Origin of the sequence: Gloeocapsa sp. DLM2.Bin57 (genome assembly GCA_007693955.1) — a bacterium.
Taxonomy (GTDB): Bacteria; Cyanobacteriota; Cyanobacteriia; order Cyanobacteriales; family Gloeocapsaceae; genus Gloeocapsa.
Genome location: RECR01000129.1, coordinates 1 through 12371, shown reverse-complemented (window position 1 = coordinate 12371; position 12371 = coordinate 1). Strand labels below are relative to the sequence as shown.

Here is a 12371-nt window from a genome sequence, read left to right as displayed (position 1 = left end):
ACATCTTATTGACACTCCCCACAAGTATGGTGATTCTTGAGCTAACAATAGATCTTTGTGCGCCGGTATTTCAACCTGAAGACTAACCAATAGTTTAGCTCAAAATTCCCATTAAGACAAGCCCTGCTTGGCAGATGGGGTTTTCAACCCATTCTTTTGATAAAAGTCATAGCGAGCGCAGCGAAGCTATCCTGAGGAAAGTTCATAGTGCTGTAAGAGAAGCTATGGGTAGCACTTAGAGCGAAGTTATCCCAGTCTTGTTGTGTTACGCTACGCTAACACAACCTACTTATTTAAATTTAGATACTGCTTCATCAAAAGCTTTGCTTAAATCATCCCAAGCAGTTTGTACGCCAGTTTTAAGACTTTCCCAAGCATCATCGCTAGAATTTTTTAACTCAGCTAATCTTTGTTTTAATTCTTCTTGTTTAGCTGTTAACTCTTGAATATGTTTGTCAATCTCTGCTTTAGCATCTGCTGTAGCTTGATCACTTTTGGCTTTTAAGGTATCTAATTGAGCGCCTAATTGTTGGAGTTTTGTCTCCATTTCGCCTTGGTAAGTATTTTTATCTTCCATCTGCTTAATTTTCCTCTTTTTCTTTACAGTATAACATCAACAAGGCTGCTCCATAGGCTGCGTCTGTATGTTTAGATACTAAAACCGGAACTTGTAAGCGTAATTCTCGCATTTTTTGCCAAGTAGTATTCTTAGCCCCACCCCCTGCGGTGTAAACTTTAGTCAAGGGAGTAGCCCCTAATTCCTCTAATAAGCGATAACCTTGCTCTTCAATATTGGCGATACCTGCTAATAAACCCTGTAGAAATACTTGATCATCATCGGGGCGAGGATCTAACTTAGGCATCAGGTGAGGATTATTGACAGGGAAACGTTCCCCAGGCTCTAATAAAGGGTAATAGTCTAGGTTAATTGTTTCTCTAGGGTTAATCTGTTGACTCAGGTTAACTAACTCAGTTTCCCTAAAATAATGTTTTAAAACAGCACCACCCGTATTCGATGCACCTCCAGTTAACCAGAGATTACCTAAACGGTGACTATAAACTCCTGACGAGAGATTCTCTACATAAGTCTGACTCAATAATTTTAACACTAGAGTAGAGCCTAGAGAGGTTACCCCTTCCCCAGGATGACTCGCACCACTAGCTAGAAAAGCCGCTATACTATCTGTAGTGCCTGCGTGTACTAGACAAGTTTGGGATATAGCAAAACCTTTCCTAATGCTTTCTTGAATAGGAGCGATCGCCTGCCCTGGAGTATAGACACGGGGTAAAAGACTAAAAAGGTTTAAATTCACCAACCAATCAGGATAACACAGTCTCCTGACGTCGTAGCCTAGTTTGAGAGCATTATGATAGTCAGACACACCCCCCACCCCATGAAGTAAAAAAGCTAGCCAATCTGCTTGATGGAGAAAATAGCTTGCTTGGTTAATAAGATCCTGTTGAGACCACCAAAAAAGCTTAGCCAGACTAGAAGTAGCACTTAAGACTAAATTTCCTGGTGGTACTATTTGCTCTAATTGAGGTAAGACAGTAACTGCCCTAGCATCATTATACATTAGTGGAGGAGTTATAGGAGTACCAGAGCGATCGCATAGTAAAACCGTAGCCGAAGTTCCATCAATAGCGATACCTTGGAGATTTTTACGAATATCTCTAGGTAACTCTGCCAATAGATACCAGAGTGCTTCTTGCCATTCTTGACTAGAGTGAGGTTGATTCCAACTATAACTACCTTGAGCTACTATCTCTTTCTTTTCATTAATAGCGATCGCTCTGGCTCCAGAAGTGCCAAAATCAAGCCCAAGATATATCATCAAGATTTTTTTGGTCTATCTATCTTTTTAGAGTCACTATATACACACTTTACTAAATTTGTCAATAAATTATATATTAAGAATTATTTCAAGTTAGTAACAGTGATTGCTCTAGAAATTGTAAACAAATATTAAGATAATTAAGATGATTTTTATCAAATTGTTGCAAATTAACATTTTTCTGGAAAAAGAGGTACGTTTTTTGGTAAAAAAAAGAGAGAAGCCCAAATCAAAAACAGCTTAAAGTGAAGGAGAATCTAATATATGTTCACTCACGTCAAGTCCACCATTAGACATATCGCACCAGAAAACATAGGACAAAGAGCTTTAGTCAAGGTGGTCTATGTCGTGCTAGAACCACAATACCAAAGTTCTCTAGCCGCAGCAGTAAACTCGATTAATCAACATAACCCTGATTTAGCGATAGAGCTGAGTGGATACCTACTAGAAGAACTCAGAAATCCGGAGAATTACTCAGATTTCGAGGCAAAAATCAGCGAAGCGAACCTCTTTATCGCTTCCTTAATTTTTATAGAAGATCTAGCAACGAAGATAGCAGCAACAGTCAAGGCAAACAGAGATAACATCGATGCAATTATAGTATTCCCCTCTATGCCAGAAATGATGCGCCTAAACAAACTAGGCACATTTTCTATGGAACAATTAGGGCAATCAAAAAGCGCGATCGCTCAATTCATGCGTAAGCGCAAAGAAAAATCAGGGGCATCCTTTGAAGACGGGATGTTAAAACTCTTGCGCACCTTACCAAAAGTGCTCAAATATATGCCCCTAGATAAAGCCCAAGACGCGCGCAGCTTCATGCTCAGTTTTCAATACTGGTTAGGAGGATCATCAGAAAATATCGCCAACTTCCTAATCATGATCGCTGATAAATACGTACTCCATCGACAAAAAACCGAAGGAATCACCTATCAAGAACCATTAGTATATCCAGATATGGGTATTTGGCATCCTCTTGCACCAACAATGTTTGAAGACGTGCAAGAGTATCTAAAATGGTACAACGATCGCCCAGACATTCCAGGAGAACTCAAAGATCCTCTAGCACCATGTATAGGGTTAATCTTACAAAGAACCCACCTAGTGACAGGAGACGACGCCCACTATGTAGCCATGGTGCAGGAACTCGAATCAATGGGAGCAAGAGTAATCGCAGTTTTTGCAGGTGGTTTAGACTTCTCCAAACCCATAGAAGAATACTTCTATGATAAAAGCGTCAAAGGCGTTACCCCCTTACCCATAGTAGATTCAGTAGTTTCCTTAACAGGATTCGCCTTAGTAGGAGGTCCGGCTCGACAAGACCATAAAACAGCGGTAGAAGCCCTACAAAGACTAAATCGTCCCTATATGGTAGCCCTACCCCTAGTGTTCCAAACTACCGAAGAATGGCAAGACAGCGATTTAGGATTACACCCAATTCAAGTAGCGTTACAAATAGCCATACCAGAATTAGACGGCGCGATTGAACCCCTAATCCTCTCAGGCAGAGATGGAGCAACAGGAAGAGCGATCGCCCTGCAAGATCGTATTGAAACCATCGCTCAAAGAGCCTTAAAATGGGCAAATCTGCGCAAAAAACCCAAATTAAACAAAAAAGTAGCTATAACCGTCTTCAGCTTCCCTCCCGACAAAGGTAACGTAGGTACAGCAGCTTATCTAGACGTATTTGGGTCAATTTATGAAGTCATGCAGGCTTTACAAAACAACGGCTATGACATTCAAGACTTACCCGAATCAGCATCCGCATTGATGCAGGAAGTCTTACACGACGCTACAGCCCAATATCAAAGCCCTCAACTCAACGTCGCCTATCGCATGAGCGTCGAAGAATACGAACGTCTCACCCCCTACTCAACCCGACTAGAAGAAAACTGGGGACCACCACCAGGAGAACTCAACAGCGATGGACAAAACCTACTAGTTTACGGGAAAAGCTTTGGTAACGTCTTTATCGGTGTTCAACCTACCTTTGGCTACGAAGGCGATCCCATGCGTCTATTATTCTCACGTTCAGCCAGCCCTCACCACGGTTTTGCTGCCTACTACACCTATTTAAACCAAATTTGGGGAGCGGACGCAGTACTACATTTTGGCACACATGGTTCACTAGAATTCATGCCAGGGAAACAAATGGGGATGTCAGGTACTTGTTACCCCGATAACCTAATTGGCAACATACCTAACCTCTATTACTACGCAGCTAATAACCCCTCAGAAGCAACCATCGCTAAACGTCGTAGTTACGCAGAGACGATCTCCTACCTCACCCCACCCGCAGAAAATGCAGGACTCTATAAAGGGTTAAAAGAATTATCAGAGTTAATCGCTTCCTACCAAACCCTTAAAGATACAGGCAGAGGAGTAGCTATCCTCAACAGTATCGTTGATAAATGTCGTTTAGTAAATCTTGACCAAGATATCACTTTACCCGAAGAAGCTAGTAACCTAACCCCTGAAGCAAGAGATACAGTAGTAGGCAAAGTCTATCAGAAATTGATGGAAATAGAGTCAAGACTGCTACCCTGTGGTTTACACGTCATTGGTAAACCCCCCACAGCGACTGAAGCGATCGCCACTCTAGTTAATATCGCTAGTTTAGATCGTCCCGAAGACGAGATCGTCTCTCTCCCTCGCATCATCGCCGAAAGTATAGGACGAGATATCGAGGAAATCTACCAAAATAATAACAATGGCGTTCTCGCTGACGTAGAATTACTACAACAAATCACCCAAGCTACCCGTAAAGCAGTAACCGCACTAGTAGAAACTCAAACCGAAGCAGACGGAAGAGTTAACAAAGTTTCCCGTCTCAACTTCTTTAACCTAGGTAAAAAAGCACCCTGGTTAGAAAGTTTGATAGACTCTGGTTATCCCAAAGTTGACCCAGAATTACTCAAACCACTCTTTGAATACCTCGAATTCTGTTTAGAGCAAGTTTGTGCGGATAACGAATTAGGAGGACTCCTCAAAGGTTTAGAAGGTGAATATATTCTCCCTGGACCAGGTGGAGACCCCGTACGTAATCCTGGAGTATTACCAACTGGTAAAAATATCCACGCTCTCGATCCGCAATCTATTCCCACCAGTGCTGCGGTACAATCAGCTAAAATCGTGGTTGACCGCCTTTTAGAACGTCAAAAACAAGACAATGGCGGTAAATACCCCGAAACCATCGCCTCCGTACTTTGGGGAACAGATAACATCAAAACTTACGGCGAATCCCTAGCTCAAATCCTCTGGATGTTAGGAATTAAACCCAAACCCGACGCACTCGGAAGAATCAATAAACTCGAATTAGTATCCCTAGAAGAATTAGGACGTCCACGTATCGACGTAGTAGTTAACTGTTCAGGAGTATTCCGAGATTTATTCATCAATCAGATGAGTTTATTAGACCAAGCGGTAAAATTAGCCGCCGAAGCTGACGAACCTTTAGAGATGAACTATGTACGTAAGCACGCACTCGAACAAGCCGAAGAATTAGGGGTTAGTGTTCGTGATGCAGCTACTCGCGTCTTCTCTAACGCTTCTGGATCTTATGCAGCTAACGTTAACCTCGCTGTAGAAAATAGTAGTTGGGAAGAAGAGGCAGAGTTACAACAGATGTATCTCAAGCGTAAGTCTTTCGCCTTTAACTCCGATAATCCAGGTGTGATGGGACAAAATCGCGAAATCTTTGAAGCTGCTTTAAAAACCGCTGAGGTTACCTTCCAAAACCTCGACTCTTCCGAAATCAGTCTCACCGACGTTTCCCACTACTTTGATTCTGATCCTACCAAGGTTATCTCCACCCTGAGAAACGATGGTAAAAACCCAGCTTCTTATATAGCTGATACCACCACCGCTAACGCTCAAGTCAGAAGTCTTTCCGAAACCATCCGTCTAGATACCCGTACTAAATTACTCAATCCTAAATGGTATGAAGGTATGCTCAACCACGGTTACGAAGGAGTTCGAGAACTATCTAAGCGTCTAGTTAATACCATGGGTTGGTCAGCTACCGCAGGAGCTGTGGATAATTGGGTTTATGAAGAGGCTAATAATACCTTTATTCAAGACCAAGAAATGTGTAAACGTCTCATGGATCTCAACCCCAATTCCTTCCGTAAAATCGTCGGAACACTTCTTGAAGTAAATGGACGTGGTTATTGGGAAACCTCCGAAACCAATCTCGATCGTCTCCGTGAACTTTATCAAGAAGTAGAAGATCGTATCGAAGGTGTAGAAGCTTAATTTCTTCCTGACTTAATTTATCTGTTTTTAGTAGGCTAAAAAGCCTACTTTTTTTATTTATATTAGTAATACTTAATTACTCTCCTGCTAGTCGAAGAACATCATTGACAACTTTATCAGTTAGCCACATTCCTTGATGGCGCAATTTAGCAATAATAGGGGCAACAGAAGACAGATAACCGAGTTGTTTTGCTTTAACTAAAACACCAAGAGTTCCTGAATATTTTAAGCGATATAAATTGGCAATACGTCGAGCTAATTGATCATCAAAAATCAGTAAACTATCTTGATTTTCTAATCCTAAAGCTAATACTTCTGCTTCTCCTTTACCTAAGTCAATAATAGCCGGAATTAAACTGACTGATTTAACAGGAGTAATTGAAATCCATTCAATCTCTTGAATATTGGGAACATCAATTCCGGCTCACTTTTACCGATTACTAATTCTTCGATTACTGCAGGAGGAGTCAAGATTTGAGAATACAAGCGTTGCAGCAATTCCAAGTAGCCAACTTGATATAAGTATAGTAAAGGAGATGTATTCACAATGACTTGGAGATTAGGCATTAAGAATATCTTGTTCTAATTGTTCAGTAGTTAAAGAAAAAGGAGACACTTGATAACGTCCTAAAATAGTTAAAAATTCTACTCGTGATATTCCTGCTAACTGTGCAGCACGTCCTGAGGATAACTTCCCAAGTTCAAAGAGTTTAACCGCTGCCAATATTTTTAATTCTCTCGATAGATTTTCGGGAGTTTCTTTGAGGCTAATTAAGATTTCTTCAGGGATTTCCAGGGAAATAGTGGTCATGCTCTTTATATTTCAATAATTGTCTCAATTTTACTTTAAAACTAATAAATTTTCACCCACATTGAAGGTATTCTCTTTGATACTATGTGCTACAAATAGTGGCCATAAAGTTGCAAATATACTTGGCTTATCTCGTAAAACCATCGAGAACTACGTTAGTCAAATTAATACTTTGTTCTCAACTAACAATAAAAAAGAAATGGTGAGTATATAGGCAAGAGGCAACAGACACTCCTGCAACAGGAAGCAAATATTTATACTACTTAAGTAATTAAAAGACATAAATAAACTTTTTTTGGCATAATACATTAGAAAATTTGACACTTTTTTGAACAGAAAACTACTTTAAACCCATACCAAATCAAAGTTTTAGATTTATTCAGCAAGCCCTATATCTGCTTATCATAAGCCCATATCACATTGTAATGTAATTAAGTGCTATCGCAGAGTTTCTCAACAAACACAAACTTTGATAAACACAGCCGAGCAAATAGCTGATGTATTAAAAAAAATCTTACATGATTAATCGATATCCCTAGAAAACTATAATATTATACACTTTTCATGTATTTATTATATTCGAGAGAAGGTGTAGAAGCTTAATTTTTTCCTGACTTAATTTATCTATTTTCAGTAGGCTAAAAAGCCTACTTTTTTTGTTTATAGCCCTAGGAAATTTTCTAATTCAGTATTGTTAATTTAATTAACGTTTACCCTGTGCTATCTATTTACTATACTATAGCAGTACAAGGTAAGGTGTTTGACATTTTAAAGTTATGAAACCCATATAAAGAGTTCGGAGTAGCGCTATAGTCTTCTTGCACCAATCAGGAGGTATCTCGAAGATATCCGCGAAGGGGTTCGCTATGACATGATAAGCTTAATTCTTGTACCTCAATAACAGAGAATTACTAACCACAATCACTGAACTAAAAGCCATACAAGCTGCAGCAAGAGCAGGAGTAAAGGAGATTTGATAACGAGGTAACAACACACCTGCTGCGATAGGAATAGCGATTAAATTATATCCTAAAGCCCAGAAGAGGTTCTGAGAGATTTTATTAAAGGTAGCGCGACTGAGTTTAATTGCGGTAATCACGTCTTTAAGTTGAGCTGAGATTAAGACAATATCCGCGGTTTCTAAAGCTATATCACTACTTCCCCCCAGGGTAATACTAACATCTGCTTGGGCTAAAGCAGGAGCATCATTGATACCATCTCCCACCATTCCTACTACCTGATGATTAGCTTGGAGAGATTCAATCAGAGTCGCTTTCTGTTGGGGTTTAACCTCAGCAAAAACTTGATTGATACCTAATTTAGAAGCGATCGCTTCACCTACTGTAGGACGATCGCCCGTCATTAAAACTATCGTTAACCCCATGTTTTGTAATTGCGCGATGGTAGTTTGAGCATCACTACGTAAACAATCTTCTAAAGCGATCGCCCCTAATAAAGTGTTCTCTTTTGCCACATAGACTAGACTAGTCTGGGGTAAATCTAAATTATCCTCAATATTAATTCCCTGTTGAGTCAACCATTCTTGATTCCCTAGATAAATCATCTCCCCCCCCATTTTAGCCTTAACACCCAAACCAGGGTTAGTCTGATAATCTGTAGCTGCATCTAGAATTAACTCCTGTTGTTGAGAAGCTTCGACAATAGCTTTAGCCAAAGGATGATTACTACCCCTTTCCACACTAGCAGCTAGACGTAATAATTCTACCGAGTCAATCCCCTCAGTTAAAGGTAAACAAGCGGTTACTGTCGGTTTACCCAAAGTCAAAGTCCCGGTTTTATCAAAGACAACAGTCTTGAGACGGTGAACTTGTTCTAATACTCCACCACCTTTAATCAAGATACCATGTTGGGCACCGAGACTTGTACCTACCAAAATAGCAGTAGGAGTAGCCAAACCCAAAGCGCAAGGACAAGCAATCACTAAAACAGCGATCGCCAACTTCAAACTCAATAATAAAGATGCACCTACCATCAACCAAACTGTCAAAGTCACAGCAGCGATCGCCATTACCCCATAAGCAAAATAACCCGCTACCGTATCAGCTAAACGTTGCATAGGCGCTTTTTGCATTTGGGCTGTTTCTACTAAAGCGATAATTTGCGCTAAATTAGTTTGACTACCTGTACGAGTGACACGAAGGGTAATTACTCCTGAATGATTAATCGTTCCGGCGTTAACCTCATCTCCAGGTTTTTTAACTACTGGTAACACTTCTCCCGTCAACATCGATTCATCTACCGTAGTTTCTCCCTGGATAACTTCTCCGTCGATGGGTATTCTCTCACCTGGTAAAACCCTTACCCATTCCCCGATACGAATTTGTTCTACTGGTATTTTGATACCATTGTCAGGATCATTAACGGTGATTAAATTAGCTACCTCTGGTTGTAAAGCCATTAAACCAGATAAAGCCGCAAAAGCTCTCCCCCTAGCTCTTCCTTCTAAAGTACGTCCTAAAAAAATAAACCCTAATAACATTACAGGTTCATCAAAAAAACATTCCCAACCTAAATTAGGCAATAATAAAGCCACACAACTAGCTAAATAAGCACTTAAAGTACCTAATCCTACTAATGTATTCATGTTAGGCATTTTGTACCAAAAAGCGCGCGCACCATCAATGATAATCTCTCTACCAGGGATAATTAAAGCTAGAGTAGCTAAAGCCCAATGAAACCAGATATTATGCAATAGGGGTAAATGCCATCCCAGATGATGTTGTAAATGTCCAATCGTAGAAAATAACAACAAAACAGCAGCAGTAATTAATTGCCAAAATTGCTCACGTTGAAGACGATTATTTCTCGCCAGTAATTCTTGGTCAGCCTTGAGTCGATTTTCGTTTACACTAGAACGTAGTTGACTAGGAAAACCGCGATCGCTGAGATTTTGGGCGATTGTTTCTGGTTTAATTAACTCGGGTGTATATTCCACCACCGCTATTTCCGTGACTAAATTGACACAAGCAGAAACAACCCCAGGATTTTGTGTTAATTGACGTTCCACCGCTTTAACACAACCTGCGCACTTCATCCCTCTCACGTCTAGGGCTACTGTGTTAATCTGGTTTTGAGTTAATTCTTTAACGAAGAGCATACTGTTTGTTGTTAATCTAGGTATTTTTTAGTTTACCAATTTCTTTTTATGTTATACCGACGTTTTGGACGCACCGAATTACAGATACCCATTTTTTCCTGTGGAGGAATGCGCTATCAATATAAATGGCAAGATGTACCAGAGACTGAAATTCCCCCTGATAATCAAGAAAATCTCGCTAAAACTATTTTTCGCGCTTTTGACTTGGGAATTAATCACATTGAAACCGCTAGGGGTTATGGTACATCAGAAATGCAATTAGGTAAGGTTTTACCCCAATTACCCCGAGAAAAACTTATCGTCCAAACTAAAGTATCTCCTAAACCTGATTCGGGGGAATTTAGACGCAATTTTGAGCAGTCTTTACGGTTTTTGCAGCTTGATTATGTGGATTTATTCTCTCTCCACGGGATTAATACTCCTGAATTGTTAGAACAATGTATTCGTCCTGGTGGATGTCTAGATGTAGCTAAACAATTACAAAAAGATAGTAAAGTTCGCTTTATTGGCTTCTCCACCCATGGGCCTACTGATGTTATTATTAAAACTATCGAGACCAATCAATTTGATTATGTTAATCTTCATTGGTATTATATTAATCAATTTAACTGGTCAGCGATTACTACTGCTAAAACCTACGATCTAGGTGTATTTATTATTAGTCCCTCCGATAAGGGGGGACAACTCTACCAACCACCCCAAAAACTGGTAGATTTATGTCAACCCCTTAGCCCTATAGTATTTAATAATCTCTTTTGTCTCTCTCATCCTGAAGTACATACCCTCAGTTTAGGTGCAGCTAAACCTACAGATTTTGAGGAACACCTGAAAACTATCCCTCTTTTAGATGACGCACAAGCAATTCTTAACCCTATTCTCCAACGTTTAGAAACCGAAGCGATCGCCCGTCTTGGTAAAGATTGGTATGAAACTTGGCATCAAGGGTTACCTACCCCTGAAGCTACCCCAGGAGGCGTTAATATTCCTGTCATTCTCTGGCTTTATAATCTGGCGATCGCCTACGATTTAGTTGACTATGGCAAAATGCGTTATAATCTCCTTGGTAATGCTAGTCACTGGTTTCCTGGTGCTAAAGCTAATAACATAGGGCAACTTGATTTAACCGATTGTCTCTCCCAAAGTCCTCACGCTAGTAAAATACCTGCTATCCTAGCTCAAGCAGATCAATTACTTGGGGGAAGTTCGGTTAAACGTCTCTCTCAAAGTTAAATCAATTCAGGATCAATACCCAATTCGCGCAATTTAGCTGCTAACTTTTCCGATTTTTGACGCTCTTGGGCAATTATTTGCGAACCCCATAATAACATATTATTCTGGTCATCCCACCAACGTAGCCAGTATCCCTGACGGTTTTCTCTCGTTCCTTGCCATACTCCCAAGTATAATCCCATTTGGGCGATCCAACAGCGATTTTCAGTCTGGGGTTTTTCTAATTCATAGTTTCCAGATCCTGTCAGCTTATAAACTTCTAAATTGCCACTATTGGGGTCAAATACCCCGTAATTGGGTACTTGTACGATTTTTTCGTAATAGAAAAATTTCCCCGGTGGATAGGTTTGTTTGGCAGAAAATTCCCCTCCCTCTGTGTCGGATAAAAACTCCAATACCAGTAAGGGTTTTTCTCCTTGTAGATTGGGCGTGTAACTTCTGACTATTTCACTCCTATCTACTTTAATCTCTGGTACATACATCCAATGCGGTGCTTTAACCACAATTTTACCGTTGACTGTGGCGCAAATACCATAGTTAGTGGCGGTTATAGCTGTTTCGGATAACCATCCTGCTAATTGTAAACTTTCTGTTAAAGCTGCCGCTAAAGAAGGTTGATTGATATTATCCACTGGTTCATTAGGAAGAACATAATCTTCTGGTAGTTTAGACCAGACTATTTCTAATGGAGTGGAGGTAGAAATCATTATTAGTTAATCCTTAGCCTGGTTATGAGTTTGATTATTTGCTATTATCATAGCTTCGGTTCGAGATAAAGATTGCATGGCTTTGGCACCTAAAGTTAAGGATTAATTTCTACAGATCCTTCACCACAGGTTAATTGGTTATTATTTAGTTCTGGTGGATTAATTTCCTGACTAGGTACGCTAGTACCACAAATAATCTCTTGATATTGTCCATCAACAAAAGACACTCCACCTGCAAAACTTCTGAAACCATCTTGGGAACTTGCTACAACAACTATACTCAGATTCTGACTTTCTGAAATAAAAAAAGAAGAATAAGGATCGCCTATACTCTCAGGAAAATAATCGACAAAAATATCCATATAAAACTCATTTAGGTCCTGATCAGAAGATATTACCCTTTTATTTATATCCCT

8 protein-coding genes and 1 pseudogene are annotated in these 12371 nt (G+C 40.0%); 2 read left to right on the top strand and 7 right to left on the bottom strand.

Features of this window, described 5'->3' with window-relative positions; genetic code table 11:
- Positions 1-289 precede the first annotated feature (289 nt).
- Both EA365_16100 and EA365_16095 read right to left on the bottom strand, forming a co-directional pair.
- Positions 290-577 carry a hypothetical protein gene (locus EA365_16100; GenBank protein TVQ42069.1) on the bottom strand — a complete coding sequence of 96 codons (288 nt, stop codon included), beginning with the start codon at positions 575-577 and terminating at the stop codon, positions 290-292.
- A 4-nt stretch (positions 578-581) separates the two neighbouring features.
- Positions 582-1835, bottom strand: coding sequence for a carbohydrate kinase (locus EA365_16095; GenBank protein ID TVQ42068.1), 1254 nt, complete (start codon positions 1833-1835; stop codon positions 582-584).
- A gap of 264 nt (positions 1836-2099) precedes the next feature.
- Here EA365_16095 and EA365_16090 point away from each other — a divergent pair, with 264 nt between their 5' ends.
- Positions 2100-6089: a magnesium chelatase subunit H gene (locus EA365_16090; GenBank protein ID TVQ42067.1), complete on the top strand. Its 3990-nt coding sequence runs from the start codon at positions 2100-2102 to the stop codon at positions 6087-6089.
- 76 nt (positions 6090-6165) lie between these two features.
- Here the strand turns inward: EA365_16090 and EA365_16085 are convergent.
- The 3 genes and pseudogenes from EA365_16085 to cadA all read right to left on the bottom strand — a co-directional run bounded on the left by EA365_16085 (position 6166) and on the right by cadA (position 10018).
- A pseudogene (locus tag EA365_16085) lies at positions 6166-6656 on the bottom strand (DUF3368 domain-containing protein).
- Entirely contained in the window at positions 6649-6900 is a 252-nt protein-coding gene (locus tag EA365_16080) for a UPF0175 family protein (protein ID TVQ42066.1), read from the bottom strand. The pseudogene EA365_16085 and the gene EA365_16080 overlap by 8 nt, the downstream one beginning before the upstream one ends.
- Before the next feature lie 880 nt (positions 6901-7780).
- Positions 7781-10018 carry a cadmium-translocating P-type ATPase gene (gene cadA, locus EA365_16075; GenBank protein TVQ42065.1) on the bottom strand — a complete coding sequence of 746 codons (2238 nt, stop codon included), beginning with the start codon at positions 10016-10018 and terminating at the stop codon, positions 7781-7783.
- A 48-nt stretch (positions 10019-10066) separates the two neighbouring features.
- Here cadA and EA365_16070 point away from each other — a divergent pair, with 48 nt between their 5' ends.
- Entirely contained in the window at positions 10067-11248 is a 1182-nt protein-coding gene (locus tag EA365_16070) for an aldo/keto reductase (protein ID TVQ42064.1), read from the top strand.
- Here EA365_16070 and EA365_16065 read toward each other — a convergent pair.
- Together EA365_16065 and EA365_16060 are read right to left on the bottom strand one after the other, a co-directional pair.
- Positions 11245-11955, bottom strand: a complete 711-nt coding sequence (locus tag EA365_16065) for a Uma2 family endonuclease (protein ID TVQ42063.1) — start codon at positions 11953-11955, stop codon at positions 11245-11247. The genes EA365_16070 and EA365_16065 overlap by 4 nt on opposite strands.
- 95 nt (positions 11956-12050) lie before the next feature.
- Positions 12051-12317: a hypothetical protein gene (locus tag EA365_16060; GenBank protein TVQ42062.1), complete on the bottom strand. Its 267-nt coding sequence runs from the start codon at positions 12315-12317 to the stop codon at positions 12051-12053.
- Positions 12318-12371: the final 54 nt, after the last annotated feature.